The organism is Nocardia vinacea (genome assembly GCF_035920345.1).
Taxonomy (GTDB): domain Bacteria; phylum Actinomycetota; class Actinomycetes; order Mycobacteriales; family Mycobacteriaceae; genus Nocardia; species Nocardia vinacea_A.
In genome coordinates this window covers 6,491,534-6,517,407 of sequence record NZ_CP109149.1, presented here as the reverse complement: position 1 = coordinate 6,517,407, position 25,874 = coordinate 6,491,534, and the positions used below count along the sequence as shown (strand labels likewise).

At 65.3% G+C, this 25,874-nt stretch carries 29 protein-coding genes and 1 riboswitch; of the genes, 15 read left to right on the top strand and 14 right to left on the bottom strand.

What is annotated here, in order from left to right; all coding sequences use genetic code 11:
• The first annotated feature begins 121 nt into the window (after positions 1 to 121).
• The 9 genes from OIE68_RS29785 to OIE68_RS29745 all read left to right on the top strand — a co-directional run bounded on the left by OIE68_RS29785 (position 122) and on the right by OIE68_RS29745 (position 10,271).
• Complete coding sequence (locus tag OIE68_RS29785; RefSeq protein WP_327094355.1) at positions 122 to 754, top strand: cysteine dioxygenase family protein; 633 nt, start codon at positions 122 to 124, stop codon at positions 752 to 754.
• 8 nt (positions 755 to 762) lie between these two features.
• A complete protein-coding gene (locus OIE68_RS29780; protein WP_327101849.1) occupies positions 763 to 1,185 on the top strand; it encodes a rhodanese-like domain-containing protein in 423 nt (140 codons plus the stop codon).
• Positions 1,186 to 1,494: 309 nt separating this feature from the next.
• Complete coding sequence (gene lysS, locus OIE68_RS29775) at positions 1,495 to 2,961, top strand: lysine--tRNA ligase (RefSeq protein WP_327101848.1); 1,467 nt, start codon at positions 1,495 to 1,497, stop codon at positions 2,959 to 2,961.
• A 115-nt stretch (positions 2,962 to 3,076) separates the two neighbouring features.
• Positions 3,077 to 3,436: a histone-like nucleoid-structuring protein Lsr2 gene (locus tag OIE68_RS29770; RefSeq protein ID WP_040686163.1), complete on the top strand. Its 360-nt coding sequence runs from the start codon at positions 3,077 to 3,079 to the stop codon at positions 3,434 to 3,436.
• A gap of 251 nt (positions 3,437 to 3,687) precedes the next feature.
• On the top strand, positions 3,688 to 4,248 hold the full coding sequence (locus tag OIE68_RS29765; RefSeq protein ID WP_327101847.1) for an FHA domain-containing protein: 561 nt from the start codon (positions 3,688 to 3,690) through the stop codon (positions 4,246 to 4,248).
• Between the two features lie 135 nt (positions 4,249 to 4,383).
• Positions 4,384 to 5,052, top strand: coding sequence for a DUF1772 domain-containing protein (locus OIE68_RS29760; RefSeq protein WP_327094354.1), 669 nt, complete (start codon positions 4,384 to 4,386; stop codon positions 5,050 to 5,052).
• Positions 5,053 to 5,747: 695 nt separating this feature from the next.
• Entirely contained in the window at positions 5,748 to 6,686 is a 939-nt protein-coding gene (locus tag OIE68_RS29755) for an esterase/lipase family protein (protein ID WP_327094353.1), read from the top strand.
• Positions 6,687 to 6,934: 248 nt separating this feature from the next.
• Entirely contained in the window at positions 6,935 to 9,496 is a 2,562-nt protein-coding gene (locus tag OIE68_RS29750) for an ATP-dependent Clp protease ATP-binding subunit (RefSeq protein ID WP_327094352.1), read from the top strand.
• A gap of 127 nt (positions 9,497 to 9,623) precedes the next feature.
• Positions 9,624 to 10,271, top strand: coding sequence for a vWA domain-containing protein (locus OIE68_RS29745; protein ID WP_327094351.1), 648 nt, complete (start codon positions 9,624 to 9,626; stop codon positions 10,269 to 10,271).
• Positions 10,272 to 10,514: 243 nt separating this feature from the next.
• Here the strand turns inward: OIE68_RS29745 and OIE68_RS29740 are convergent, their stop codons facing one another.
• The 6 genes from OIE68_RS29740 to OIE68_RS29715 all read right to left on the bottom strand — a co-directional run bounded on the left by OIE68_RS29740 (position 10,515) and on the right by OIE68_RS29715 (position 13,918).
• A complete protein-coding gene (locus tag OIE68_RS29740) occupies positions 10,515 to 11,321 on the bottom strand; it encodes an LLM class flavin-dependent oxidoreductase (protein WP_327094350.1) in 807 nt (268 codons plus the stop codon).
• 122 nt (positions 11,322 to 11,443) lie between these two features.
• Positions 11,444 to 11,731, bottom strand: coding sequence for a hypothetical protein (locus OIE68_RS29735; RefSeq protein ID WP_327094349.1), 288 nt, complete (start codon positions 11,729 to 11,731; stop codon positions 11,444 to 11,446).
• Between the two features lie 151 nt (positions 11,732 to 11,882).
• A complete protein-coding gene (locus OIE68_RS29730) occupies positions 11,883 to 12,323 on the bottom strand; it encodes an OsmC family peroxiredoxin (RefSeq protein ID WP_327094348.1) in 441 nt (146 codons plus the stop codon).
• Positions 12,324 to 12,435: 112 nt separating this feature from the next.
• Positions 12,436 to 12,888 carry an SRPBCC domain-containing protein gene (locus OIE68_RS29725; protein WP_327094347.1) on the bottom strand — a complete coding sequence of 151 codons (453 nt, stop codon included), beginning with the start codon at positions 12,886 to 12,888 and terminating at the stop codon, positions 12,436 to 12,438.
• 26 nt (positions 12,889 to 12,914) lie between these two features.
• Complete coding sequence (locus tag OIE68_RS29720; protein ID WP_327094346.1) at positions 12,915 to 13,235, bottom strand: multidrug efflux SMR transporter; 321 nt, start codon at positions 13,233 to 13,235, stop codon at positions 12,915 to 12,917.
• Positions 13,235 to 13,918: an FMN-dependent NADH-azoreductase gene (locus OIE68_RS29715; RefSeq protein WP_327094345.1), complete on the bottom strand. Its 684-nt coding sequence runs from the start codon at positions 13,916 to 13,918 to the stop codon at positions 13,235 to 13,237. The genes OIE68_RS29720 and OIE68_RS29715 overlap by 1 nt, the downstream gene beginning before the upstream one ends.
• 102 nt (positions 13,919 to 14,020) lie before the next feature.
• Here OIE68_RS29715 and OIE68_RS29710 point away from each other — a divergent pair, with 102 nt between their 5' ends.
• Positions 14,021 to 14,626, top strand: coding sequence for a helix-turn-helix domain-containing protein (locus OIE68_RS29710; protein ID WP_327094344.1), 606 nt, complete (start codon positions 14,021 to 14,023; stop codon positions 14,624 to 14,626).
• 56 nt (positions 14,627 to 14,682) lie between these two features.
• Here the strand turns inward: OIE68_RS29710 and OIE68_RS29705 are convergent, their stop codons facing one another.
• Both OIE68_RS29705 and OIE68_RS29700 read right to left on the bottom strand, forming a co-directional pair.
• Entirely contained in the window at positions 14,683 to 15,543 is an 861-nt protein-coding gene (locus OIE68_RS29705) for an ABC transporter permease (protein ID WP_327094343.1), read from the bottom strand.
• Complete coding sequence (locus tag OIE68_RS29700) at positions 15,540 to 16,442, bottom strand: ABC transporter ATP-binding protein (protein ID WP_327094342.1); 903 nt, start codon at positions 16,440 to 16,442, stop codon at positions 15,540 to 15,542. Before OIE68_RS29700 ends, OIE68_RS29705 begins: the two co-directional genes overlap by 4 nt.
• Before the next feature lie 282 nt (positions 16,443 to 16,724).
• On the opposite strand from OIE68_RS29700, the gene OIE68_RS29695 reads away from it, so the two are divergent.
• Together OIE68_RS29695 and OIE68_RS29690 are read left to right on the top strand one after the other, a co-directional pair.
• Positions 16,725 to 18,029: a sensor histidine kinase gene (locus OIE68_RS29695; RefSeq protein ID WP_327094341.1), complete on the top strand. Its 1,305-nt coding sequence runs from the start codon at positions 16,725 to 16,727 to the stop codon at positions 18,027 to 18,029.
• On the top strand, positions 18,026 to 18,718 hold the full coding sequence (locus OIE68_RS29690) for a response regulator transcription factor (protein WP_327094340.1): 693 nt from the start codon (positions 18,026 to 18,028) through the stop codon (positions 18,716 to 18,718). Before OIE68_RS29695 ends, OIE68_RS29690 begins: the two co-directional genes overlap by 4 nt.
• Positions 18,719 to 18,774: 56 nt before the next feature.
• Here OIE68_RS29690 and OIE68_RS29685 read toward each other — a convergent pair whose 3' ends face one another.
• The 4 genes from OIE68_RS29685 to mhuD all read right to left on the bottom strand — a co-directional run bounded on the left by OIE68_RS29685 (position 18,775) and on the right by mhuD (position 20,827).
• Positions 18,775 to 19,260 carry a hypothetical protein gene (locus OIE68_RS29685; RefSeq protein WP_327094339.1) on the bottom strand — a complete coding sequence of 162 codons (486 nt, stop codon included), beginning with the start codon at positions 19,258 to 19,260 and terminating at the stop codon, positions 18,775 to 18,777.
• A 36-nt stretch (positions 19,261 to 19,296) separates the two neighbouring features.
• Positions 19,297 to 20,079, bottom strand: a complete 783-nt coding sequence (locus tag OIE68_RS29680; protein ID WP_327094338.1) for a CbtA family protein — start codon at positions 20,077 to 20,079, stop codon at positions 19,297 to 19,299.
• Positions 20,070 to 20,264 (bottom strand): CbtB domain-containing protein, encoded by a 195-nt coding sequence (locus OIE68_RS29675; RefSeq protein WP_040686176.1) that lies wholly within the window; start codon positions 20,262 to 20,264, stop codon positions 20,070 to 20,072. The genes OIE68_RS29680 and OIE68_RS29675 overlap by 10 nt, the downstream gene beginning before the upstream one ends.
• A 30-nt stretch (positions 20,265 to 20,294) precedes the next feature.
• Positions 20,295 to 20,447: riboswitch (cobalamin riboswitch) on the bottom strand.
• A gap of 65 nt (positions 20,448 to 20,512) precedes the next feature.
• A complete protein-coding gene (gene mhuD / locus OIE68_RS29670; protein WP_040686177.1) occupies positions 20,513 to 20,827 on the bottom strand; it encodes a mycobilin-forming heme oxygenase MhuD in 315 nt (104 codons plus the stop codon).
• Positions 20,828 to 21,004: 177 nt separating this feature from the next.
• On the opposite strand from mhuD, the gene OIE68_RS29665 reads away from it, so the two are divergent.
• A complete protein-coding gene (locus OIE68_RS29665) occupies positions 21,005 to 21,757 on the top strand; it encodes an alpha/beta hydrolase (protein ID WP_327094337.1) in 753 nt (250 codons plus the stop codon).
• 7 nt (positions 21,758 to 21,764) lie between these two features.
• On the opposite strand, the gene OIE68_RS29660 is transcribed toward OIE68_RS29665, so the two are convergent.
• Positions 21,765 to 22,643 (bottom strand): A/G-specific adenine glycosylase, encoded by an 879-nt coding sequence (locus OIE68_RS29660; RefSeq protein ID WP_327101846.1) that lies wholly within the window; start codon positions 22,641 to 22,643, stop codon positions 21,765 to 21,767.
• A 153-nt stretch (positions 22,644 to 22,796) separates the two neighbouring features.
• Between OIE68_RS29660 and OIE68_RS29655 the strand changes: the two genes are divergently transcribed.
• On the top strand, positions 22,797 to 23,420 hold the full coding sequence (locus OIE68_RS29655; protein ID WP_040686204.1) for a carbonic anhydrase: 624 nt from the start codon (positions 22,797 to 22,799) through the stop codon (positions 23,418 to 23,420).
• 121 nt (positions 23,421 to 23,541) lie between these two features.
• On the top strand, positions 23,542 to 24,222 hold the full coding sequence (locus OIE68_RS29650; protein WP_327094336.1) for a hypothetical protein: 681 nt from the start codon (positions 23,542 to 23,544) through the stop codon (positions 24,220 to 24,222).
• Positions 24,223 to 24,331: 109 nt separating this feature from the next.
• Here the strand turns inward: OIE68_RS29650 and radA are convergent, their stop codons facing one another.
• Positions 24,332 to 25,738 (bottom strand): DNA repair protein RadA, encoded by a 1,407-nt coding sequence (gene radA / locus OIE68_RS29645; RefSeq protein WP_327094335.1) that lies wholly within the window; start codon positions 25,736 to 25,738, stop codon positions 24,332 to 24,334.
• Positions 25,739 to 25,874: the final 136 nt, after the last annotated feature.

Here is a 25,874-nt window from a genome sequence, read left to right as displayed (position 1 = left end):
TACACTCGCATCCGTGTATTCCCGCGTGAGCACCCAGGAGTGTTGTCGAGGCTGACCTGCCTCGACCGTTCGAGGCTGACCAAGTCCCTCGACCGTTGACATAACTCCTGGAGATTCGCTGATGCGTTCTTCTGTTCTTTCCCTCAATTCCGCACGTAATGCCCTGTCGGCTACCCCGCCGCTGGATCGTGCCGTCTCCTCCGCATTACCCACGCGCCTGCGTCCCGCCGATCTGCTCCGGCTGACCGATGAGGGCGCCGAAGACGTACTCGCTGGACGCTACGACCATCTGTTGCCCGCCAATGGAATTTGGCCGACCGATGAGCGCTGGGCCACCCGGCTGCTTTCCGATGACGAGGTCGATGTCTGGCTGATCAGCTGGACGCCCGGCAAATCCACCGAATTGCACGACCACGCCGGTTCGCTCGGCGCATTGACCGTGCTCAGCGGCGCGCTCTCGGAATTCCGCTGGAACGGAACCGAACTGCGCCGACGCACCCTGACCGCGGGTGATCAAGCCTCGTTCCCGATCGGCTGGGTGCACGATGTGATGCGCGCGCCGGCCGTCGGCGACTGCTTGCAGGTCGCTCGAAACGATACTGCCGTCGAATCCGCCGGGCCGCTCGATCCGACGCTCAGCGTGCACGCTTATTCACCTCCGCTCACCGCCATGTCCTATTACGAGGTGACTGGCCACGGCACCCTGCGGCGCTCCCGAACCGTCCTCACCGACCAGCCCGAAGGTGATATGTGATGACCCGTTTGTCCATCGATCAGATGCTCGAGAACGCGCGGGCCCGCCTGAATCGGGTCTATGCCTTCGAAACGCCGCAGGCGCTGGATCGGGGCGCGATTCTGGTCGATATCCGGCCGCAGGCGCAGCGCGCACGTGAGGGCGCACTGCCGGGCGCGCTGGTGATCGAACGGAATGTCCTGGAATGGCGTTTGGATCCGTCGAGTTCGGCCCGGCTGGCACTGGCCACCGATCACGATGTGGAATGGATCGTCGTCTGCTCGGAGGGCTTTACCTCCAGTCTCGCCGCGGCCGCGCTGCAGGAACTCGGTCTGCATCGGGCCACCGATGTGATCGGTGGCTATCAGGCATTGAAGGCGGCCGGTTTGCTCAGTGTCGGGGTCCGGGCGCCGCACTTCGCGCGTGAGGTCGAGGCGCTGGCAACACTGTAAATTCGGGCCGAACCACTTCCATCTCGAAACATACGGGCGCGCACCGGCTTTCGCATGATTGCCGGAGCGCGCCCGCTTTTCGGCGTGCCGGGGAAGGTCGCGAAACAGGACATGACGGACCGTTCCGGGCACGGCTGATTCGTTAGCAGTCGGTCGTGCCCGGGCGGCCCGCAAATCGATTTCCGGTGCCCGCTAGTGTTGTTGAACGTGAGCAACCCGAACACGCCTTCATCCGGTCGCTCCGCGGGTTCGGTTCCTGCGGGGCAAGCCAACCGTCCCGCGCCCGCCGCGGACGATGTTCCGGAGCAGATGCGGATTCGGCGCGAGAAGCGCGAGCGGTTGATCGCCGATGGCGGTGATGCCTATCCGGTGGTGGTGCCGCGCACACATACTCTCGGCGAAATTCGGGCCGCCTATCCGGAGCTCGAGCCGGACACCCAGACCGGTCTGCAGGTCGGTGTCGTCGGGCGCGTCATTTTCCTGCGTAATACCGGCAAGCTGTGTTTCGCCACGCTGCAGGAGGGCGACGGCACCAAACTGCAGGCGATGATCAGCCTCAACGGTGTCGGAGCCGACGCACTGGCGGCCTGGAAGGCCGATGTAGACCTCGGAGACTTCGTATTCGTGCACGGTGAGGTGATCTCCTCACGAACCGGCGAATTGAGCGTCATGGCCGATTCCTGGGCCATGTCGGCCAAGGCCCTGCGGCCGCTGCCGGTGGCGCACAAGGAGATGAACGAGGAGTCGCGGGTTCGGCAGCGCTATGTCGATCTGATCGTGCGCCCCGAGGCCAGGGAAATGGCCAGGACCAGGGTTGCGGTGGTGCGCGCGCTGCGCAATGCGCTCGAGCGCCGCGACTTCCTCGAGGTGGAGACGCCGATGCTGCAGACGCTGCACGGCGGTGCGGCGGCGCGACCGTTCGTCACCCATTCCAACGCCCTCGATATCGATCTCTACCTGCGAATTGCGCCCGAACTGTTCCTCAAGCGCTGTGTGGTGGGCGGCCTGGAACAGGTCTTCGAGATCAACAGGAACTTCCGGAACGAGGGGTCGGACTCCACGCATTCCCCGGAGTTCGCAATGTTGGAAACCTATGAGGCATACGGCACCTACGACGACTCCGCACGGATGATTCGGGAATTGGTGCAGGAAGTTGCCGAGGAGGTCTTCGGCACGCAGGTGGTAACCCTTGCAGATGGCACCGAATACGATCTCCGCGGCGAGTGGGCGACGGTCGAGATGTACCCCTCGCTGTCGGACGCACTGGGTGTATCGGTGACTCCGGAAACTTCGATCGAGGAATTATTTGCGCTCGCTGATCGGGTCGGACTCGAAATTCCCGAGGACAAGGGCTATGGCCACGGCAAACTTGTCGAAGAACTGTGGGAGCACCAGTACGGTGACAAGCTCTACGCCCCGACTTTCGTGCGTGACTTCCCCGTCGAGACATCACCGCTGACCAGACAGCATCGCAGCAAGCCCGGAGTTACCGAGAAGTGGGACCTCTATGTGCGCGGCTTCGAGTTGGCAACTGGCTATTCGGAGTTGGTCGATCCGGTGATCCAGCGCGACCGGTTCGTGGATCAAGCGCGGCTTGCCGCGCAAGGTGATGACGAGGCGATGGCACTCGACGAGGACTTCCTCGCGGCGATGGAGCACGGCATGCCTCCGACAACGGGTACGGGTATGGGAATCGATCGCTTGTTGATGGCACTCACGGGATTGGGAATCCGGGAAACGATACTGTTCCCAATTGTGCGTCCAGTCACTCGCTGACGATCGGATTGCATAGTTCGGCCCTCGTCTTGGAATTTTTCGAATTCGGGGTATTCTTGCCTCGGGTAATCGGCCTAGTATGCGGGTCGCACGATTTCGAGAGGACGTTCATCTCATGGCAAAGAAGGTCACCGTTAGCCTGATCGACGATGTCGATGGTGAGTCCATCGCGGACGAGACCATTGAGTTCGCGATCGACGGTGTGTCGTACGAGATCGACCTGTCGTCGGCAAATGCGGCGAAGCTGCGCGACGGCTTGGAAGAGTGGGTTTCGAGTGCTCGGCGGGTGAGTGGTCGGCGGCGGGTCAAGGCTGCGGTCGCTGCTCCCGGAGCTGCAAAGAGCCGGGTCTCGATCGATCGTGAACAAAGCGCTGCAATTCGCGAGTGGGCGCGCCGGAATGGACACAAGGTGTCCGCGCGGGGTCGTATCTCGGCCGACATCACCGATGCGTACAACAAGGCCGCGAAGGGCTGAGTTCTTATTTAATTGGGCTGCCGCCCGGGCGAATCGTGCGACGCCCGGGCGGCGGCTCGTTTGTGATAGGCCTTCGATATGAGGAAGGTTCGGAGTCGACTCGATCTTGCTCGCGGTACCAGGACGCGGCACCATGGAACTGTGCGAAGAGCGTCACTGGCGGTATGGAGAGATGAGGTATCGGCGCAGTGACTGGTTTCGTCGGATCGCTATTGCGATTCACTGATGACTCGGGTCGGCAGCAGGAGTTCATGCTCACCCCGGACCAGCAGCGCGTTACCATCGGGCGTTCCCCGCAGGCCGATCTGGCGCTGCGCTGGGACGCGGAGGTCTCGCGGCTGCATGCGGCGGTCGAATATCTCGGCGCGCACTGGACGATCGTCGATGACGGCCTGTCCCGCAACGGCACCTTCGTCAACGGGGAGCGACTCGTCGGGCGGCGGCGGCTGATGGCGGGCGATCGGATCCGGGTCGGTACCTCGCTGGTCTCGTTCCATGATTTCGGTGGCGTTGTCGATGATGCGACGCGGACCTCGACCGGCGCTATTCCCACGCTACGTTCACTGACCGATACCCAGCGCTCGGTGCTGGTCGCACTGTGCCGTCCATATAAGAACGGTGCGGGTTTCGCGTCTCCGGCTTCGAATCAACAGATCGCCGAGGAATTGTTCCTCAGCGTCGATGCGATCAAGACACATCTGCGGGCACTGTTCGCCAAGTTCGGTGTGGAAAATCTGCCGCAGAATCAGAAAAGAGTCCGACTGGCCGGTTTGGCCATGCAAAGTGGGTTGATCTCCGACCGAGACTTGTGACGCGAGCGGGCGTGGACCCTCGCTTAGGTGACCGAGCGCTTGAACCATGGATGGTCGCGACGGTTACCGGTGTACTTGAAACATCGCCGGACCGAGTAAATCGGGCCAGGTCCGGGTTCTAGGTAGGAGAAATTTATGTTCGCGCTACGACTCGCCGCGCTGGTGGCGGCCACCCTCGCAACCGGCTTGATCGCGGGCGTTTTCTACGCTTATGCGACATCGGTGATGCCCGCGCTGAACCGCACCGACGATCGCGCGATGATCGATGCGATGCAGAAGATCAATGTGGTCATCATCAACCCGTGGTTCATGCTCGGATTCCTCGGCACCGTCGGCTTCACCCTCCTCGCAGCGGCACTGCACCTGGGCAAGGAACACCGCACCACCTTGATCTGGCTCGGTGTGGCCTTGGCACTCAATGTGATCGCCTTCGCGGTCACCTCCGGGTTGAATGTTCCACTCAACGACCAACTCGCGGCGGCAGGCGACCCAGCCCAGATCGGTGACCTGGCAAAGGTGCGCGCCGATTTCGAATCCGCTTGGGTCCGTTGGAATATCCTCCGCGCAATCCTGCACACACTGGCCTTCCTGGTGCTGACCGGGGCACTGTTCGTGGCGGGCATCCAGCACGGCCGCACGCAGGCCGCGGGTGCGGTTGGCACACAGCAGGTTTCGCAGTCCCGGCCGATGTCGAGTGTCGGTCCGCAATCCGCCGGTCAGCCGTTCCGTGCGCCGATCATGGCTCAGCAGTACGGATTCGGACAGTCTGGTCCGCAGTCGACGGGTGCGCATTCCCTGGCCTAGAGTCGGCCGGCGCCCCGACCGCAATACCGCTAGCTTTCTCTGCCGCCGTCGGCGGGTCGATCAGTGATCGATCCGCCGACGGCGGTTTTGGTATACGAACTCCGAATTCAATAGGGCAGCGGCCGTTCTCGTGGATAAGTACGCCGAATTTCGTCATCCTGGTGACTGCTGTGCGCGGGGTGGGCAAGGGATCCGCCGCAACCGCTGGAAACCGTCTGACGGCCGATCTGCGGGCCGAAAACGGTGCCGCCGTTGTTCGACCGAACTGATCGGCCTCGACCTCGCACCGGCGGTGCTATCGGTCGTCGCCTTGATCCGCGCGATACAGATGCCCGCGGCCGTGCGAATGATGAGCGAATGGAACTGGTGGGCACCCACCCGCTGTGGAAGCCGCACGCGCGCATCGAGATCCGGTCGGAGCGTCGCCGGCGGCTCACGATAGTCCCGAACCACGGCCGGTCGAGCTTCTATGGCCGCGCGTTCCGAAATCGAGACAGGAGGAGCAGCCCCCGAATCGAAGTCGGTAGCTCATGCCATCTGAACACCGTCGAAACGGGGACTTATGCGCCTCGAGTAATGGGCGGCCGCCTCGGCTGAGGGCCGCGATGATTCGTGCGGAGACTTCGCTGAACTGCTCCATGGCGGTTATAAGTTGCGCTACGTTCTGGAACACGTTTCAGATTGTGGAGGTCTCCATGCGGCGTGTTTCCGGGTCCGCGCTCGTTGTTTCCGTGCTGGCCGTGCTGTGGGTTGGTGCGGGTGGTAGTGCGCAGGCCGAATATCCGGTGGACTACAACTTCTTTGCCGGAATTCCGAATGAGCTGGTGAATCATGGTGGCTCGCTGCCGGGTTCGAATGATTGGGGGTGTCGACCCAGTGCGGCGCATCCGAATCCGGTGGTGCTCGCGCACGGTACGGGTGGTGGGGCGCAGACGAATTGGGGGTTGTACGCGCCGCTGCTCGCGAACGAAGGTTACTGCGTCTTCTCGTTGACCTACGGCGCCTACGATCTGCCGTGGCCGATCTCCGCGGTGGGCGGGATGCTGCCGATCGAGCAGAGTGCGGTGCAGTTCGGTGCGTTCGTGGATCGGGTGCTCGCGGCGACCGGGGCGAGCAGGGTGGATGTGGTCGGGCATTCGCAGGGCACGGTGATGCCGAACTACTACGCCAAGCGGCTCGGCGGTGCGGACAAGATCGATAAATATGTATCGATCGCACCGGCCTGGCGCGGTACCAATGCGGGCGGCGGGGCGGATGTGGCCGCATTCGCCGAGCGGCTCGGCGCCGGGCCCTACTTCCAGGCGGCGGCGGGTTCGCTGTGCCAGGCCTGCACCCAGCTGTTGCGCGATTCGGTGTTCCTGCGGGATCTCAACAGCGACGGCGTCTACGTTCCCAGCATCACCTACACCAACATCATGGCCGGCCTCGACGAGATCGTCGTCCCCTACGACTCGGGATTCGTGCCCGGGCCGAACGCGACGAGTATCGTCGTCCAGGACGGCTGCGCGACCGACTTCTCCGAACATCTGGCAATCGCGGGCAGTCCCCGCACCGCCCGCTTCGTGCTCAACGCCCTCGATCCGGCGCATGCGCGCGAGGTGCCGTGCGAGTTCGTCCCACCGTTCACTGGCTAACACCACGCCTGGGAACGGTGACCGGCGATTTCGCTGAGGGCAAAACCTGAGCGGAAACGTATCCCGCAACTAGCACGTTATGAGTGAATGACCGTGCTGTCGCCGGTCCCCAATAGGGTGGACTGGAGGCGGCGTAATCCCCTGCCAACTAGAGTGGAGGCCGGGGCCGCAACCCCCGGGCTTCATGGCAGGCTGACGCCACAGAAGCGTCGGACGCCAGAATGTCGGAGCAGGAGAGTGAGGGAGCGATGTTCGAGAGGTTCACCGACCGCGCGAGGCGCGTCGTTGTCCTGGCCCAAGAAGAGGCCCGGATGCTCAACCACAACTACATCGGCACCGAGCACATCCTGCTTGGGTTGATCCACGAGGGCGAGGGCGTAGCGGCGAAGTCGCTGGAATCCCTTGGAATTTCGCTGGAGGGTGTGCGCAGCCAGGTGGAGGAGATCATCGGCCAGGGCCAGCAGGCCCCGTCCGGTCACATCCCGTTCACCCCGCGTGCCAAGAAGGTGCTGGAACTGAGCCTGCGCGAGGCGCTGCAGCTCGGCCACAACTACATCGGCACCGAGCACATTCTGCTCGGCCTGATCCGTGAAGGTGAGGGAGTCGCGGCGCAGGTGCTGGTGAAGCTGGGTGCCGATCTCAACCGGGTGCGCCAGCAAGTCATCCAGCTGCTGTCCGGATACCAGGGCAAGGAACCGGTCGAATCCGGTTCGCGCGGTGAGGCCGGGACCCCGTCCACCTCGCTGGTGCTCGACCAGTTCGGCCGCAACCTGACCCAGGCCGCCCTCGAAGGCAAGCTCGACCCGGTCATCGGCCGCTCGAAGGAAATCGAGCGTGTCATGCAGGTGCTGAGCCGCCGCACCAAGAACAACCCGGTTCTGATCGGCGAGCCCGGTGTCGGTAAGACCGCCGTAGTCGAGGGCCTTGCGCAGGCCATCGTCAACGGTGAGGTGCCGGAGACGCTGAAGGACAAGCAGCTCTACACCCTCGACCTGGGTTCCCTGGTCGCGGGCAGCCGCTACCGCGGTGACTTCGAAGAGCGCCTGAAGAAGGTGCTCAAGGAGATCAATACCCGCGGCGACATCATCCTGTTCATCGACGAGCTGCACACGCTCGTCGGCGCGGGTGCCGCCGAGGGCGCGATCGACGCCGCTTCGATCCTGAAGCCGAAGCTGGCCCGCGGTGAGCTGCAGACCATCGGTGCGACCACCCTCGACGAGTACCGCAAGTACATCGAGAAGGACGCCGCACTCGAGCGCCGGTTCCAGCCGGTGCAGGTCGGCGAGCCGACGGTCGAGCACACGATCAATATCCTCAAGGGTCTGCGCGACCGCTACGAGGCGCACCACCGGGTGTCCATCACCGACGGCGCGCTGGTGGCCGCGGCCACCCTGGCCGACCGCTACATCAACGACCGGTTCCTGCCGGACAAGGCGATCGACCTGATCGACGAGGCCGGTGCGCGCATGCGCATCCGTCGCATGACTGCCCCGCCGGACCTGCGCGAATTCGACGACAAGATCGCCGATGCGCGCCGGGAGAAGGAAAGCGCGATCGACGCGCAGGACTTCGAGAAGGCGGCGCGACTGCGCGATAAGGAAAAGCAGCTGGTCGCCAAGCGCGCCGAGCGCGAAAAGCAGTGGCGCTCCGGTGATCTGGATGTCGTGGCCGAGGTCGACGACGAGCAGATCGCAGAGGTGCTGGCCAACTGGACCGGTATCCCGGTGTTCAAGCTCACCGAGGAGGAGACCACCCGTCTGCTCCGCATGGAGGACGAGCTGCACAAGCGGATCATCGGCCAGGAGGACGCGGTCAAGGCCGTGTCGAAGGCGATCCGGCGTACCCGCGCCGGTCTGAAGGATCCGAAGCGTCCCTCGGGCTCGTTCATCTTCGCCGGTCCGTCCGGTGTCGGTAAGACCGAGCTGTCCAAGGCGCTGGCGAACTTCCTGTTCGGCGACGACGATGCGCTCATCCAGATCGATATGGGCGAGTTCCACGACCGCTTCACCGCATCGCGGCTCTTCGGTGCCCCGCCCGGGTACGTGGGCTACGAAGAGGGCGGCCAGCTCACCGAAAAGGTGCGCCGCAAGCCGTTCTCGGTCGTTTTGTTCGACGAGATCGAAAAGGCACATCAGGAGATCTACAACACCCTGTTGCAGGTCCTCGAGGACGGTCGTCTCACCGACGGCCAGGGTCGTACGGTCGACTTCAAGAACACCGTGCTGATCTTCACCTCGAACCTGGGTACCTCGGACATCTCCAAGGCGGTCGGCCTGGGCTTCACCCAGTCCAACGCCGAGGGTTCGAACTACGAGCGGATGAAGCTCAAGGTCAACGACGAGCTGAAGAAGCACTTCCGGCCCGAGTTCCTCAACCGCATCGACGACGTGATCGTCTTCCACCAGCTCACGACCGACCAGATCGTGATGATGGTGGACCTGATGATCGGTCGCGTCGCCAAGCAGCTGAAGAACAAGGACATGGAGATCGAGCTGTCCCCGCAGGGCAAGGCACTGCTTGCCAAGCGCGGATTCGATCCGGTGCTCGGCGCTCGGCCGCTGCGCCGGACCATCCAGCGCGAGATCGAGGACCAGCTGTCGGAGAAGATCCTCTTCGGCGAGATCGGTCCGGGACAGACCATCGTGGTCGATGTCGAGGGCTGGGACGGAGAGGGCTCCGGCGAGAACGCCAAGTTCACCTTCGTCGGCAAGGCGAAGCTGACCAAGGCAGCGGCGACCGAGGAGAAGCCGGAGGTCGTGCTCACGGGTGCGGGCGAAGGCACTACCACGGCCGAGGCCGCCGGCGAGTAAGTCGCAACGGCTGGAGATGCCGCCCACCGGATTTCCGGTGGGCGGCATTTTTTTCTGGAATTCGCACGCTCGAGCAGCGGCGTACCGTGGGGAGCGGTCATTAGGACAACTATCACGGGGGTGCTAGGTGACAAATTCAGATCTGACATTGATCGCGGTTCTGCTGGATCGGTCGGGTTCCATGCAGGCGATCAAAACCGATACCGAGGGCGGCTTCGATGCCTACATCGAAGAACAGCGGAAGGTGCCGAAGACGACGCTGGTGACGCTGGCTCAGTTCGATACCGAATACGAACTGGTCTATGCGAATCGGCCGATCGCCGAGGTGCCGCCGCTGAGCTTGCAGCCGCGCGGTGGTACCGCGCTGTACGACGCGTTAGGGCGGCTGGTCAGCGATGTCGGCACCGAACTCGCGGCCCGTCCCGAGCACGAGCGGCCGGGCACGGTGATCGTCGTGGTGCTGACCGACGGGCACGAGAATTCCAGTCGGGAGTGGACGCATGCCGCGGTGCGGGCGTTGATCACCCAGCAGCAGGAGGTGTACTCCTGGGACTTCGTATTCCTCGGCGCGAATATGGATGCGGTGGCGGTCGGCTCCGAGCTGGGCTTCGATCCCCGTCGCTCGCTCACCTACGGCGCGACACCGGCGGGTGCGGCCGGAGTATTCGCCTCGGCGGCGGCGTATTCGGCGCGGCGCAGTATGGCCGCGCCCGGCCAGGCTGTGGATGGTTTCACCGATGCCGAACGGCGGGCGGCGAATCCGGACGGGCAGTAGTTTCGCAGGCCGGTGGTGGTGCGTGCCGCCGCTGAGTCGTGCGGCGGTACCGCGCTCTAGGGACGGGCTACACCGAACTCGCTGCCGTTCCGATTACGAGCGGCCGCGCACGCTGATTGTCGAGGTGCGCACCGACGGGCCGAGAGTTCCGGGGCTGATCAGCGCAACGCCGCGGTCGCGAGGATTGCGACCGCGGCGTTGTGGCGGGGCGGGTTCATGTGGGCATTCCGCGCCGAGGGGTGGTTAGGCAGTGGGGTTCGTGAACCGGGCGAGGGCTGGGACGAAGGCTTGGGCCAGCTCGCCGGGGACGATCAGTTCATCGATGCCGTACTTCTCCCTGCGGTATTCGAGCACCTCGGTGACGGTGGCCGGATCGCCGTCGAGCACACCCGCCGATCCGGCCGCGCGCAGTCCGTCCGCGGTGAGTCCGAGCCGCTTGCTCAACCAGAACGGCAGTTCGTCGCCGATGCCGACCAGTTGATGGGTGAAGCGCACATCGCGATCGGTATTGTCGCGCACGATTCGGACCATCTCGGCGAGATCGGCCTCGGTCGCGTCCGGCCCGGCGGCCAGTAGTACCCGATCGGCGAAACCTGCTGCGACAGTGAGCATTCGAGGTCCATTTGCGGCGACGACGATCGGCGGCGCCGGATCGACCTGTTCGCGAACGGCATGCACGGTGGCGATGAGTTGCTCGCGACGCTGGGCCGCCGAACCCCACGGCATTCCGAGTCGCTCGGCCTCCGCGCTCGCATCGGGACGCCCCGACCCGATACCGAGTTCGAATCGTCCGTCCGAAAGCAGTTGCAGTGCGGCGGTTTCCCGCACCGTGGTGGCGGGGTTGCGCAAGGGAGCGGCCAATACGTTCGGGCGCAGCCGGACCGTGGTGGTCACCGCCGCGGCGGCCGCGAGCGTCGGGAAGGGTGAAGGGGTGTTCAGTGTGTCCGGAAGCAGGATCGTCCGGTAGCCCTGCTGCTCGGCACTCTGTGCCGCGCGGGCCCATTCGGCGCCGGAACGCGGTGTGATGACGATGCCGAAAGTCATGCTCATGGTGTGGTCTCCCGTGATGCGGATGATGATTGGGTCGGTGTGCGGCCGTGTGCCGGCGATATTCGTTGCGGTGCCCGCCGCTCATGGGGCCGGTGCGGCGGGCACAGTCTTTGCCGAATGGCTCAAGTGGTGGGAGTTTCGCCACCGCGCGGTTTGCCGCCACGTTCGCGCAGCACCGCCAGCCGACTCCGATATTGGTCCTCGGTGATCTCGCCGCGCGCGAATGCGGTACGCAGCGCGCCGATTCCACTCTGGTGTCCCCAGAACCGCCGCCGCGCAAAGACGACGATGACAATGAAGGTGACCCAGAACAGCAGCGGAAAGATCCAGAAGAACGGCCAGGGATGCCACCCGCCGTCATAGTGATCGGCCAAAAAGGTCATGGCCTCGGGTTGGTTGAAAATGTTCATGCCCCAACCCTGCGCCCGAGGCCCCCACCCTGACATCGGCCTGTCAGCGATAGTCGCCCTACGCCTGTGCGCGTATACGGTTCGGTCGGCGGGCGGCCGGCCTCGCATAACCACTGGGCTCCTCGCACACGGGGTGCGAGGAGCCGGGAAGTCAGGCGAGGGCGGCGTCGAGGGTGATGTTGTCCACCCCGGCGAGGGCCTTGCTGACCGGGCAGCCCGCCTTGGCGGCGGCCGCCGCGGCGGCGAAGCCGTCGGCGTCCAGGCCGGAGACCCGGCCGCGGACGGTGAGTTTGATGGCGTTGATGCGGAAGCCGCCGTCCGGATCCGGGCCGAGGGTCACATCGGCGGTGACGTCCAGGCTCTCAGGCGTGCCGCCGGCATTGCCGATCTGGGCCGAGAGGGCCATGGCGAAGCAGGAGGAGTGCGCCGCGGCGATCAGTTCCTCGGGGCTGGTGGTGCCGTCGGCGTCGTCGGCGGCACGCTTGGGGAAGGAGACGTCGTACTTGCCGACACCGGAACTGGCCAGCTCGACTTGGCCGGAGCCGTCCTGGAGGCCACCGGTCCAAGCGGTGCGCGCGGTACGTGTGGGCATCACGATCCTTTCGAAGATGTGTGAATCACAATTCGCAGTCGAACCTACCCCCGCCGCCCCGGCGACGCGTGCGAAGGCGGCAGCCGGAATCGAGTGCCGCAGTGGGTGACGGTCAGGCGGGCTCGGCCGTGCGCCGATCGAGCTGTTCGAGCACCATCGGCCAGGCCTGCGAATGCCGGTCGCGGGCAGCTTCATCGGCAAATCCCGCGTGCGCCAAGCGAAGTCGGGTGCCGGTGTCGGTCGGTACAAGCTCGACCGTCACAACGGTTTCCGCGCCATCGGTGCCGCCCGCCCCGGTCACCCAGGTCAGCTCGACGATCTGATCCGGAACCAGGCGGAGGAAGCGTCCGTGGTGCGGGCTGCGCATGCCCTGATATTCGGTCTCGAAGAAGAACGGCTCGTTCACGGCCGGTCGCATGAGGACCGAGCCAGGGGTCGCGAACCAGTGGTCGAACCGCTCGGTCCAGGCTCGGTACAGCGCCGGTGGCGGCGCCGTCATCGTGCGCTCGACTTCGAGCCCATAGGGTCGCGACGACAGATCGGGTACCCGCACTGGTTCGATCATGCTTCGGACTGTACCGCCGGACCTGGTCACTCCGGATTGGTGACGCGCGCCAGCACGATGCCCCCGAGAATCAGCGACAGTGCCAGCAGCCGTCCGGCGCTCATCGGATCCTTGTTGATCACGACGCCGAGGCTGATCGCGCCGATCGCGCCGATTCCGGTGAAGACCGCATAGGCCGTGCCGACCGGCAGCGTCTGCATGGCCCGCGACAGCAGGTACACCGCGACCGCGCCGAGTACGAAGCAGATGACGGTCGGGACGAGGCGCGTGAAGTTCTCGGTCGGCTTGATGCTCTGCGACCAGATGATCTCCACCAGTCCGGCGATGCCGAGAATGATCCAGTTCATCAGTCCTCCGATCCTTTCGAGCGACCTGCGAGCAGTCGCTGGCGGCCGGCCAGATCGCGCGCGTATTCCATTGCAGCCGAATAGGATTCGTCATGCTTGCCGCGCAGATGTGCGAGTGCCGGGTCCTGCCTCGAGTTGGCGAGTTCCGCATTGACGAAAACCGTGTCGGTGACGGCGAAATGGCCCGCGAAGAAATCGCGAAGGTAGCGCTCCTGATAGTCGAAGGCGGCCTTGGGGGCGCCGGGTGCGTACGATCCGCCGCGTGCGGAAACGACGACGAATCGCCTGTCGCCCAATGACATTCGCGGAAAGGTCACCTGATCGAGCCAGGCCTTGAGTGCTGCCGGGATCGAGTAGTTGTACATCGGGGTGCCGATCAGAATCACATCGGCGGCCAGCACCTCGGTCAGCAGCGGCTGCACTATCGCCCAGGCGGCGGCCTGTTCCGGTGTGCGGACCAGTTCGGCGAGGCGGTTCAGATCGGTGCCGGGTTGGGCGAGGACGGCATCGCATAGTTCGGTCCATGCCTCGTCGATGAAGGGCACTGGCTCGGCCGCCAGGTCGCGATAGATGTAGCCGCTCTCCGGATTCTCGGCGCGCCACGCCTCGGCGAATGCCGCGCTCAGTTCCCGGCTGATGGAGCGACGCCGGGCGCTGGCATCGAGGTGCAACAACGTGCTCATGATCTCTCCCGCGAATATAACTGGACACTATGTCCGTTTGGTACGATACCGATAACCGGACAGTGTGTCCAGTTGACCGGAAAGTCGAGTACAGTCGGGGCGATGAACAGTGATATGGATCTGCTCAGCGGGCATCCGGAGCCCGCAGTACCGACCGAGCGCGCGGACGCGGCCCGCAACCGAGCCAAAGTGCTCGCCGCGGCCGCCGAACTGTTCGCAACGCGGGATCCGCGCACTGTCACGATGGATGACATCGCCAAGGCGGCGGGGGTCGGTCGTGGCACGCTGTATCGCCGCTATCCGGATAAGAATTCGATCGCCGTCGCACTGCTCGACGAACATGAACGCGCACTGCAGGAGCAGCTGTTGCGCGGTGAACCACCGCTCGGTCCCGGCGCACCACCCGCCGAACGGCTCGCCGCCTTCTACGCCGCCATGGTCGAATTATTGGACGGGCACGCGGATTTGGTGCTCGGCGCGGAAACCGGCGGCGCGCGGTTCGCCACTGGTGCGTACGGCTTCTGGTTCCTGCACGTCCGGTCGCTGTTGGTGGCCGACGGCGCCGCGGAACCGGACGCCATGGCCGATTCGCTGCTCGCGCCGTTGGCCGCCGAGGTCTACCGGCATCAGCGGGCACGGGGTCTCACTTCCGCGCAGATCGCGGCGGCGCTGGCCGAACTGGCCCATTCCGTGCTGTCCGAGCCCTGAATGCACCGAACCGCTGACGAACTGTTGTCCGCCAACGGTTTTCGGTGCCTCAGGAATCAGGCCATATCGCGCCGCTGCACCAGCCACATCGTGCCCACCGCGAAGAGCGCCACGTACACCACCAGCGCGATGAGCGACTGAGTCCGCGACAGGATGTCGAGCACACCCGGCGTCGACGGTCCCTCGACGGTCCGCATCGCACCGGCCATCGAACCCGCTGCCGTACCGGGCAGATGATCGGTGAGCACCTTGATCGGGCTGAAGATCGCTGCGACACCGCGCAGCAGATTCTCCACAACCAGCACCCATACCAGCCCGAGTCCGACGGCCAATGCGGGACCGCGCGCGATCGCCCCGATCAGTGCGCCCGCCAGCGTCCACATGCCGAGAATCGCTGTGCCGGTGATGATTCCGTTAACCGCCTGACCCAGGCCGGGCAGTGCGAGCGACTGTGATCGGGTCGTCGCGATAATCGAGGCGACCCCGATATCCGCCACGAATGCGACGCACACCAGCCCGATAACCGTGATCGCCAGGCTGATCAGCGCTCCGCCGATGGCATTGGTCCGCGACGGACCTTGGGTCAGCACGGTTTTCCAAGTGCCCCAGCCGTATCCGCTACCGATGGTCAATGCGCCGAGGATGAGCATCAGCGCGCCACCGAACATCGCCATGCCCTGGGTGAAAACCTCCGGCACCGCGGCGGGCAGCATCTGATGCAGCAGTACGTCTTTGGGCACGCCGTTCGACATCGTCTTCATATCGCCGGAGGAGTAGGCGAGGTAGTTGAAGAGGTAGGAGAAGGTGAGATTCAGCAGAATCCAGGTGCCGAGAATAATCCAGAATGCGGGCCACTTACGCAGTCGCAGCATTTCCGCTTTCGTACTCGCCATCAGGTCTTTCATTGTCCCGTTCATTTCGCCGGCTCCAATTGGGTCATTTCGAAGAACACTTCTTCCAGGGACTTTTCATCGGACCGCAGTTCCAGCAGATCCGCGCCGGATTCGACGACCGCACGCGCGACCACCGGCGCGCTGTCCGCACCGGCCTCGATTCGAATACCGCCCGCGGTCAACATGGCCGAGCGTTCGCCGACCACCCGGCGCACTGCGGGAAATGCCACCTCCAACGGTTCGGCACGTAGCAAAAGCGAAGAGGCGCCGCGCAATTCGGCGACCGTGGATTCGGTGAGCAGTTGCCCGCCGGAGATCACACCGACGCGATCGCAGATCTCCTGGACCTCGCTGAGCATGTGGCTGGACAGCAGCACGGTATGACCGTCACCGGCGAGAGTCGTGATGAGCTCCCGCATTTCGGCCATGCCCTGGGGGTCGAGGCCATTGGTCGGCTCGTCCAGGATCAGCAGATCGGGGCGGTCGAGCAGAGCCGCGCCGACGCCGAGGCGCTGCTTCATGCCGAGGGAGTAGGTGCGGAATTTATCGTCGGCGCGATTGACGAGGCCGACGCGGTCGAGTGCGTCCTCCACATCGGCACGCTCGAGGCCGCGGTATTTCGCGAGTACCCGCAGGTTGTCGCGGCCGGTTAGGTAGGGGTAGAAGCCGGGGCCCTCGATGAGGACGCCGATGCGGCGGACCACGGCAGGATCGCCGGGGGTATGTCCGAGCACGGTGGCGGTGCCGTCGGTGGGACGGATCAATCCGACCAGCATTCGCAGCGTGGTCGTCTTGCCCGCGCCGTTCGGACCGAGGAAGCCGTAGATCTCACCGGGCGCGACATTCATATGCACGCGGTCGACGGCGGCGTGGGGGCCGTAGCGTTTGGTCAGCCCTGCGGTGACCACGACGGAATCTGTCATGCACCGAGAATCCGCCCCCGACCAGGGGTGACACATCCGTCGCGCGGCGATGCTCGACGTACGTACGGCGGCCTACGAAGCACGGTGACAGCGGACACGACGACCGATTTCGCAGGCACACGGGTAACCCGTCGGGAACGCCCAAAACCTGGCTGTCACCTCGACCGATGGCCCGCGACGTGACCGTTGGGACACCAGCGGCCGGCAAAATATTCGGGGAGGCGGGGGAGCATACGTAGCGCGGCGGACGTCGTGGCGCGTCCGGGCTAATAGGCTGCAAGTGTGACAGCGCCAGGGGAATCGAAACGTGGCCCGGTCGTGCAGGACTGGGTGCTCGCGCTCGTCGTCGCGGCGATCCAGGTCGTCGGGGGACGCAATGCCAACCTGCGCCAGACCGGAGTGCACTCGCTCGACGCATTCGGCTATGTGTTGTTGCTCATCGGACCGGTGGCGTTATTGCTACGCCGTTCCTACCCGCTGCCCGCGCTGCTCGTGACGATCGCGTCCTGCGCGGTGTACCTGCTGCGCGGCTACGGCTACGGCCCGATCTTCGTCTCGCTCGTGATCGCATTCATCAGCGCCGCGATCGTCGGATCGCGCTGGTGGACATATCCGCTCGCGCCGATCGGCTATCTCGCGCTGCTCTGGCCGCTGCCCGCGCTGGTCGGACATCCGGCCGACCCGTGGTTGGCATTCGGCATGATCGCCTGGCTGGGTGTGCTGGTCGCGATCGCGGAGGGGATCCGTCAGCGCCAGGCGGTGCTGGTGGCGCGCAGGCAGCGGGCCGAGGCGGCGCGCCGCGATGAGGAGGCGCAGCGTGAGCGACGGGCCAGCGAGGAACGGCTCGCCATTGCCCGCGAGCTGCACGATGTGCTGGCACATAGCCTTTCGCTGATCAATGTCCAGTCCTCGGTGGCGCTGGAGCTCTTCGACAAGAAGCCGGAACAGGCCGAATCGGCTCTCGCGGCGATCAAAACGGCGAGTAAGGATGCGTTGGCCGAGGTGCATACGTTGCTGCACGCGATCCGCAGCGGCAGCCCGACACCCGGCGCGGCCGAAGTGGATGAATCGGATGTCGAGCCGGAATCGGCACTCGCGCGCCGCGAATCCGAACGGGCCCAAGATAATTCGGTTGCCCACAGCGTCGAGGCCCGGCCGCCCGCCCCGCGGAGCCCGGCCCCGAGCATCGAGGACCTGGACGCATTGCTGCAGCGCACCCGCGCCGCCGGCCTCACGGTCGACACCCGCATAATCGGCACTGCACACAAACTGCCCAGCGTCGTCGATGTGGCGGCGGCCCGCATCATCCAGGAATCGCTGACCAATGTGGTCCGCCACGCGCCCGGCGCACCGGCCGCGGTGACCATCCGCTATGCCGCCGATTCGGTCGAGATCACCATCGACAACGCTCGCGCCACCGGCACACAATCGAAGTCCGGACCGAGCGGCGGCAACGGCATTCTCGGCATGCGCGAGCGCGCACACGCCCTCGGCGGTCAGCTCATCGCGGGTCCGCGGCCCAGTGGCGGATTCCGCGTGGTGGCCCGGCTACCGTCCGAGGTAGGGGCTCAGGAGGAGGCGCGATGAATGGCGGCAATTCGAGGGACGCGGGCGGGCCCGTCCGGGTATTGGTTGCCGACGATCAAGCCCTGGTGCGCGGCGGTTTCGTCGCGCTGCTCGACGCGCAGGACGGCATCGAGGTGGTGGGCGAGGCCGATAATGGCGAACAGGCCGTCCGCATGACCCGCAGCCTGACCCCCGACGTGGTCCTGATGGATATCAGAATGCCGGTCCTGGACGGCCTTGCCGCCACCAGAATGATCGCCGAAGATCCGAAACTCGCCGACGTGAAGGTGGTCGTGCTTACCACCTTCGAACTCGACGAATACGTCTTCGAAGCAATGCGCGCGGGCGCGACGGGGTTCCTGGTCAAACACACCGAACCCGCCGACCTCGTCCGCGCGATCCGAGTCGTCGCCGCGGGTGACGCCCTGCTCTCACCCGGTGTCACCCGCCGCCTCATCGCCGAATTCTCCGCCCACGCCAAACAACCCCCGCCCGCCGCCTTCACCGAACTCACCGACCGCGAGCGTGAGGTCATGACCCTGGTGGCCGAGGGCCTCACCAATGCCGAAATCGGCGAACGGCTCTTCATGAGCCCCGCCACCGCCCGCACCCATGTCAGCCGCATCCTCATGAAACTGGACGCCCGAGACCGCACCCAACTCGTGGTCATGGCCTACGAATCCGGCCTGGTCCGCCCCGGCTGGCAATAACGCTGTCGCACAACAGGTGACTACCGCGCATATCAAATAGCCTGTGCGAGTAGCCGCTACCTTCGCGCCGCCGATTCCCTCGCGAAGTAGCGGCGGGCGGTCGGATGGTACATGGCGGGGATGGCAACCAAGACGGCCAGGATGTGCCCGGTGCGGAAGGTTCCGGTGATCACTGCGGATGCGGTGAGGTTGTCGAACAGGTCGCCGATTTGCTTGGCGGACAACGTGGCTGCCAGTGGTTCGATGATCAGCGAGGCCAGGCCGACTACGCCGATGCCGACGGTGAGCACCATCCTGGCCCAGCGGGCACCGCGCGCCATCTGGACCGCAACGCCGAGAACCACCAGGTAGATGCCGCCGCGAATAGCCAGACCTGTTGCGAGCGAGCCGATATCGGCATTCGGGCGGTCCAATTGGACGGCGGTGTAGGTGATGGCCTCGCCGACACCGCAAAGCAGCGCGATGACGAGCGCGGTGAATGCTACGGAAACCGAGCGTGGCGGGTCGGTTCGTGGCCGTACGGAAAAGGCAGTGCCGGTCATACAACCGACACTGCCCTTCGCGGTCCGAACTCCGGATCAGCCTGGGGTAGCGGCTGTTTCTCGTACCGGAGTGCTATCGCGCGTGGCGAATTCGGTGAGCGCCGCGAAACCGAGGCCGAGGCAGGCCCACAGGGTGGCCGTCTCGCCGAGCGATGTCGCACGGAACTGCCACAGCAGTACGGCCGGGAAGTCGTCCTTCACCTCGTTCACACCGGGCAACAGGATGTACCCGAGTACGACGATGAGCACGAATGCCGCGACCCCGGCGATCAGCCGGACCGTATCGAGTTGCGCGGCAAGCAGTTTGTAGACGTACAGCCCGACACCGACGGCAGCCAGTCCGAGTAGCACCGCCGCCAACCACAGCAGCGTGCGCTGGTTGATGGTGTCCGGTTCACCCACGGCGGGCGGATTGGCCGGGTACTTGAAGAACGGCACCGCCACGATCGCGGTCCAACCGGCCAATGCCAATCCGAGCGCGAGCTTCGGCCCCGACAAGGCGGTGTACCGGCGTGCGAAATGCGCGATCGAAGCGAAGATCGCCCCGAGCGCGAGCCCGGCGAGTCCGAGCGCAAGGAACTGCCCGAACTTCTGCCCGGACCGACTGACCAGCGGTTCTTCCTCGTCACCGTGCGTATGCCCAGCTGGTTCCTGGGCGTGCTCGGCGGACTTTGCGGTATCGGCCTCTTCGATGGAGATGGCGGCGTCGATCTTGGGTTCGCCGACGAAATAGCCCACTGTCGCGGCCAGCAGACCGGCGATGAGGCCGGCCAGCAGGCCACGGAGCAGCAGGGTCTTTAGCGATCCGATCAATGGCACGGCACACCGAGCAGGTGACGTCCGTCGTGCATGAGCTCATGCAGGTACATCCCGCTGCGCGAGATGACGCCCTGGTCGAAGCCGACCAGGTACAGCGTGAGCAATGCGAGAAGAACGACGCCCACTGCGATGAGCAGTGTGCCGAGTGAATCAGTTGCCCGACTCGGTGAATGCGCGATAGCCATTCGAGTCCTCCTAGGGATGCGCGTCCCGTGAGTTGTTCGGTGCGAAGGTGCCGGTGTCTGGCTTTCCGGCACCGAGGACTCGGTGCAAGAACACAGTGGCGCGACCGCTTCGAAATTTCACCGAATTACCGCGTCACCCTCGCGTTTGTCCTTCGAACTGTGACATCCGGTCGTACTCGGCGTCAACACAGCCCGCGACTTGCCCAGGCCGGGATGGGCGAGTCGCGCGCCGCGTCTGTCCAGCGATTTCAGGAAGCGGACTTGGCCGCAACGTCCAGTACGACCTCGAATTCCAGCAGTGAGGCACCCGTCGAAACCGGCTTCTGCCGCTCGCCTGCGTGCGCCTCGCGTGCGGGTCCGTCCCGCCACGCCGCGAACGATTCCTCCGAATCCCACTGGGTGACAACGAAGTACCGGTTCTCCCCGGCCACCGGCCGCAGCAACTGGAAGCCGAGGAAGCCCGGCGAGCCCTCGACCGCGTGCGCGCGATGGGCGAATCGCTTCTCCAACTCGGGGCCCGCGCCCTCCGGAACCTCGATCGCATTGATCTTCACAACAGCCATGGCTCCGACGATACGTCCGCGCCAACCGGACACCCCGCAGCGCATGCGACGTAGTCCATCGGAGTCGAGTTGACTGCGAGACTCTCCAACTTCGGAGCGAGTCTTACGAGCGAGACAGAAGGGGGCCGCGAACACGCCGCGGCGGAGCCGCGGCCAAAAATACTGCAAAATGGCACAGTGTTGTATGACGAAGGCGGCGCGGGGGTGCCGATCCTGCTGCTGCACGGACTGATGGGCAGTGCCCGCACTTGGCGCGATCACCTGTCCTGGCTGCGGGAGTTCGGCCACGTCTACACCTTCGACGCCGCCGGTCACGGTCGTCCCGCGCCCGTGGAACTGACCACCGAGGCCTTCATCGACGACCTCGCCGCGGCCACCGCCGAAATTTCCGAACCCATGGTGGTCATCGGACATTCGATGGGCGGGCTGCACGGCTGGGTTTTCGCGGCGCGGTATCCGGAGCGGGTGCGCGCGCTGGTGGTCGAGGATATCGCCCCCGACTTCCGCGGCCGCACCGCCGCGAACTGGGCGGCCATGATCGAGGCGTGGCCGCAGCCGTTTCCGGATGCGGACGCGGTGCTGGATTTCTTCGGCCCGGTCGCCGGTCGCTACTTTCTCGACTCCTTCGAGCACGGCCCCGACGGCTACCGCCTGCACGGTTCGGTCGCCACCTTCCGCGATATCTCCGAGGAGTGGGGCACCCGCGACTTCTGGGCGCAATGGCGCGCGGTCGAAGCGCCCGTGCTCTTGCTCGAAGGCGAATTCACCATCACCCCCGAGGGCCAGATGCGGCAGATGGCCGACGTCCACCCGGACGCCGCCTACGTCCGCATCCCGAACGCGGGCCACCTGGTGCACGACGACCAACCGGAGCGCTACCGCACCGAGGTCGAAGCATTCCTCCGGAAAGTCCTGAACCTTCCCGCATGAGGTTGTGCTAGCCCTCACCGGCGAGCGCGAACAACCCGTCAGGGGTTTGTTCGATGAGGCCGTCGACGAGCAGGGAGTCCAGAGCTCGGTCGCGCTGGCCGGGATCGCGAGTCCAGGCCAGATCCAACCGGATTCGCTCGACCGGACCGGTCGCGTCGCGCAACACGTCGAGCAGCCGACCGCGCGCCTGGCGATCGGTGCCCTCGTACTTCTGCGTCTTGCGCACCACATCGGAGACCGGCCTGCCCGCCGAAACCCACGCGCATTGCGGCAGCGGGCAACGCGAGCAGTCGGGCGTGCGTGCCGTGCACACCGTCGCGCCGAGTTCCATCAGCGCGGCGGAAAACATTGCGGCATGGTCGATTCGGCGCGGCAGCAGCGCTTCGGTCTCGGGCAGATCACGCGACGACGGATTACCGGCCTCCGCGCGCCCGTGCACGGCACGCGCCACCACCCGACGAACATTGGTGTCCACCACCGGAACTCGCTGCCCGTAGGCGAAACAGGCCACCGCCCGTGCGGTATACGCGCCGATACCCGGCAGACCGAGTAGCACATCGACATCGGTCGGCACCTCGTCACCGTGTTCCTCGGCGAGCACCTTCGCGCATTCGTGCAGTCGCAGCGCCCGCCGCGGATATCCGAGCTTGCCCCAGGCGCGCAGCACCTCGGCCTGCGACGAGGCCGCCATGGCCGACGGGACCGGCCAGCGCGCGACCCACTCCCGCCAGATCGGCTCGACCCGCACCACCGGCGTCTGCTGGAGCATGATTTCGCTCATCAGGATCTGCCAGGCGGTGACGTCCTTGCGTCGCCACGGCAGATCCCGCGCGGTCTCCCGGTACCAGTCCAGCAACGATTCGGCATCCACCCGGTTGGTACCCATCGTGATCTTGGGTTTTCCGCCTGCACGCTGTTGCGCTGCGCCGCCCTCCGACACTGCCCTCACCGTTCCTATTGTCCTGCGGCTGGTCGATATTTGCCGAGCCGTAACGAAACGGACTCGCTGGTAACCACTGCGATGTGCACAATGGTCGGTATGCCGGATTCCAACCCGATCAGTGCCTGGAAATCCCTTCGCGAGGGCAATGCACGCTTCGTGAACGGCAACCTGCTGCATCCTAGTCAGGGAGCGGCCGACCGGGCCAAGCTCGTCAGCGGCCAGCACCCACACGCGATCCTCTTCGGCTGCGGTGACTCCCGCGTTGCCGCCGAGCTGATTTTCGACCAGGGCCTCGGCGATATGTTCGTCGTGCGCACCGCGGGCCATGTGGTGGACAGTTCGGTGCTCGGCTCGATCGAGTACGGGGTGCAGGTGTTGAACGTGCCGCTGATCGTGGTGCTGGGCCACGACAGCTGCGGCGCGGTGAAAGCCACCATCGACGCGCTGGACGGCGGCGAGGTGCCCGGCGGATTCATCCGCAGTGTCGTCGAGCGAGTCACGCCGTCGATTCTGATCGGGCGCCGGGAGGGGCTGTCCACCGTCGACGAGATGGAGGCCAGGCATGTGGTGGAGACCAGCCGACTGCTCATGCAGCGCTCGATGATCATTTCGCAGCGCGTCGCGACGGGTGAATGCGCGATCGCCTGCGTCACATACAAACTGGCCGAGGGCGAAGTCAAGTTGCAGCGGGTCGTCGGCAATATCGGTGAGCTGGTCTGATACGGCCGATCCGAGACATCCAACGGTGGGAGCGGAATTTACCTGCCGCGCGCGGGTTTTCCGATCCGACACGCCGGGGTCCTGAGTCGCTGCACCGGATCGTGCCCTTACCGTTGACTCCGTGCTGGAACCGAATGGACCGCTGCCTCCGGAGATCTATTGGCGACGCCGCGCGCTCGCCGTAGGTGTTCTGGTCGTGGCGCTCGCACTGGTGATCTGGTTGGTATTGACGGTTACGCGCGGCGGCGATTCGCCCGGTACGACAAAGGCGGCCGCGACCAGTTCCGCGGCGGCGACGAATAAGCCCGCGGGCGCATCCTCCTCGACGCCGCCGCCGACCACCGGCGAATCCAGCGCGAAGCCCTCCGGCACTACCGCCGCGGCTGCGAGCGGCAGCCAGGTCGCCGCGGGTATCTGCCCGGATCAGTCGCTGGCGGTGAAGGTGACCGTCGAGCAGCCGACCTACAAGGCCGGTGAGAATCCGGTATTCGGCATCGTGATCACCAATATCTCGTCCACGGCCTGTTCGCGCGATGTCGGCTCCGGACTGCAGCAGGTCTCGGTGACCAGCCTCGACGGCCAGCGCCGCCTCTGGTCGAGCACCGACTGCTACCCGGACGGCGCCCCCGACATCCGCACCCTGAACCGCGGCGAACAGGCGGCCTTCATGGTCACCTGGTCCGGCTCGACCTCTCAACCCAATTGTGCGGGCGACCGCGTCCAGGTCCCGCCAGGCGCATACGCCGTTGTCGCCCAACTGGGCTCACTCCGCAGTGCCGCCGAACCCTTCAATATCGCCTGACCTCGAGCGCTGTCGCATATCCAGTGGTCATCGCGCATAGGCTCTGGCTTGTGCGTGATAACCACTGGCTGTGCGTGATCACTCAGGTTGTCTGACAGCTATTGCCGGCTCAGAAGTCTGGGGCGGTTTCGGTGGTTGCTGCGCGCTGTTTGCGCAGGCCCGCGAGGCGGATGGCCGTCTTGACGTCGGTCACCTCGTGGATCTTCATGCCGCTCTTGGTGCGTGCCAAACCGGGAGGGACCAGCGCGGTGGTGAAGCCGAGGCGTTCGGCCTCGACGAGTCTGCGCTCCAGGCCGGTGACCCGGCGCACCTCGCCCGCCAGCCCGACCTCACCGAGGATGACCCAGCCGACCGGCAGCGCCTGATCGCGCTCGGCACTCGCAATGGCAAGTGCCACAGCGAGATCCGCCGCGGGTTCCAGCAGGCGCATACCGCCGACGGTCGCGGCGTACACATCGTGTTTGCCGAGGAACACCCGCCCGCGGCTCTGCAGTACGGCGAGCACCATCGCGACCCGGTTGTAGTCCAGCCCGCTCACCGCCCGCCGCGGATTCGGGATCTCGGTGTGCACGGTCAGGCCCTGTACCTCGGCGACCAGCGGCCGCTTACCGTCCATCGCGACCGTGACCGCCGTACCCGATACCGAATCGGTGCGGTGGTGCAGAAACAGCCCGGACGGATCGGTGACGCAGGAGATTCCGTCATCGTGCAATTCGAAACAGCCGACCTCGTCGGAGCTGCCGAAGCGGTTCTTGATGCCGCGCACCATACGCAGTGTGGAGTTCTTGTCGCCCTCGAACTGCAGCACCACATCCACCAGATGTTCGAGCGTGCGCGGGCCCGCGACATTGCCGTCCTTTGTGACATGTCCGACCAACAGCACCGCAATGCCGCTTGCCTTGGCCAGTGACGTGAGCGCCGCCGCCACCGCGCGCACCTGGGTGACGCCGCCGATGGTGCCGTCCACCTCCGGTACGAGCATGGTCTGCACCGAGTCGACCACCAGCAGCGTCGGGCGCACCTGTTCGACATGGCCGAGCACGATCGACAGATCCGATTCCGCTGCGAGATAGACCCTTTCGTGCACAGCATTGGTCCGGTCGGCGCGCAGCCGAACCTGTCCGGCCGATTCCTCCGCGGTGACATACAGCGACTTCTCATCGCGCTGAGCGGCCCAACGATGAGCGACCTCCAACAGCAGCGTCGACTTGCCGACACCGGGCTCACCGGAGAGCAGTACGACCGATCCGGGCACGATGCCCCCGCCGAGCACCCGGTCGAGTTCCTCGACCCCGGTCGGCCTGGCCTTGGTGATGTTCGAATCGATATGCGAGATGGGCGCGGCGGCGGTGCTCGGCAGCATGGCCTTGCGCCCGACCAGTGATGCCGCGGTCGCCGCCGATCCAGCTACCTCGTCGACGGTGCCCCATGCGCCGCAATCCGGGCATTTGCCCACCCACTTGGCGACCTCGTACCGGCATTCGGAGCATCGGAAGATCGACTTGGTCTTGGCCACAGGCGCGCTCCCCCGCCTCTCCGAATCTTTTGCCGGTCGTGAGTGCCTCGAAAGTCATGACCCGGACCGGCGGTCGGGCATTCGAACAGTGCTGGGTGTGCCCGACGAGTTACCCATGTCTTTACGAGATCAGTTG

What these genes read in the sequence shown, in the direction of transcription:
- OIE68_RS29785 (WP_327094355.1), top strand. Translation starts at nt 122, where the DNA reads ATGCGTTCTTCTGTTCTTTCCCTCAATTCCGCACGTAATGCCCTGTCG.
- lysS (WP_327101848.1), top strand. Translation starts at nt 1,495, where the DNA reads ATGCGGATTCGGCGCGAGAAGCGCGAGCGGTTGATCGCCGATGGCGGT.
- OIE68_RS29770 (WP_040686163.1), top strand. Translation starts at nt 3,077, where the DNA reads ATGGCAAAGAAGGTCACCGTTAGCCTGATCGACGATGTCGATGGTGAG.
- OIE68_RS29765 (WP_327101847.1), top strand. Translation starts at nt 3,688, where the DNA reads ATGCTCACCCCGGACCAGCAGCGCGTTACCATCGGGCGTTCCCCGCAG.
- OIE68_RS29760 (WP_327094354.1), top strand. Translation starts at nt 4,384, where the DNA reads ATGTTCGCGCTACGACTCGCCGCGCTGGTGGCGGCCACCCTCGCAACC.
- OIE68_RS29755 (WP_327094353.1), top strand. Translation starts at nt 5,748, where the DNA reads ATGCGGCGTGTTTCCGGGTCCGCGCTCGTTGTTTCCGTGCTGGCCGTG.
- OIE68_RS29750 (WP_327094352.1), top strand. Translation starts at nt 6,935, where the DNA reads ATGTTCGAGAGGTTCACCGACCGCGCGAGGCGCGTCGTTGTCCTGGCC.
- OIE68_RS29740 (WP_327094350.1), bottom strand. Translation starts at nt 11,321, where the DNA reads ATGAGCATGACTTTCGGCATCGTCATCACACCGCGTTCCGGCGCCGAA.
- OIE68_RS29735 (WP_327094349.1), bottom strand. Translation starts at nt 11,731, where the DNA reads ATGAACATTTTCAACCAACCCGAGGCCATGACCTTTTTGGCCGATCAC.
- OIE68_RS29730 (WP_327094348.1), bottom strand. Translation starts at nt 12,323, where the DNA reads ATGCCCACACGTACCGCGCGCACCGCTTGGACCGGTGGCCTCCAGGAC.
- OIE68_RS29725 (WP_327094347.1), bottom strand. Translation starts at nt 12,888, where the DNA reads ATGATCGAACCAGTGCGGGTACCCGATCTGTCGTCGCGACCCTATGGG.
- OIE68_RS29720 (WP_327094346.1), bottom strand. Translation starts at nt 13,235, where the DNA reads ATGAACTGGATCATTCTCGGCATCGCCGGACTGGTGGAGATCATCTGG.
- OIE68_RS29715 (WP_327094345.1), bottom strand. Translation starts at nt 13,918, where the DNA reads ATGAGCACGTTGTTGCACCTCGATGCCAGCGCCCGGCGTCGCTCCATC.
- OIE68_RS29710 (WP_327094344.1), top strand. Translation starts at nt 14,021, where the DNA reads ATGAACAGTGATATGGATCTGCTCAGCGGGCATCCGGAGCCCGCAGTA.
- OIE68_RS29705 (WP_327094343.1), bottom strand. Translation starts at nt 15,543, where the DNA reads ATGAACGGGACAATGAAAGACCTGATGGCGAGTACGAAAGCGGAAATG.
- OIE68_RS29700 (WP_327094342.1), bottom strand. Translation starts at nt 16,442, where the DNA reads ATGACAGATTCCGTCGTGGTCACCGCAGGGCTGACCAAACGCTACGGC.
- OIE68_RS29690 (WP_327094340.1), top strand. Translation starts at nt 18,026, where the DNA reads ATGAATGGCGGCAATTCGAGGGACGCGGGCGGGCCCGTCCGGGTATTG.
- OIE68_RS29685 (WP_327094339.1), bottom strand. Translation starts at nt 19,260, where the DNA reads ATGACCGGCACTGCCTTTTCCGTACGGCCACGAACCGACCCGCCACGC.
- OIE68_RS29675 (WP_040686176.1), bottom strand. Translation starts at nt 20,264, where the DNA reads ATGGCTATCGCGCATTCACCGAGTCGGGCAACTGATTCACTCGGCACA.
- mhuD (WP_040686177.1), bottom strand. Translation starts at nt 20,827, where the DNA reads ATGGCTGTTGTGAAGATCAATGCGATCGAGGTTCCGGAGGGCGCGGGC.
- OIE68_RS29660 (WP_327101846.1), bottom strand. Translation starts at nt 22,643, where the DNA reads ATGGGTACCAACCGGGTGGATGCCGAATCGTTGCTGGACTGGTACCGG.
- OIE68_RS29655 (WP_040686204.1), top strand. Translation starts at nt 22,797, where the DNA reads ATGCCGGATTCCAACCCGATCAGTGCCTGGAAATCCCTTCGCGAGGGC.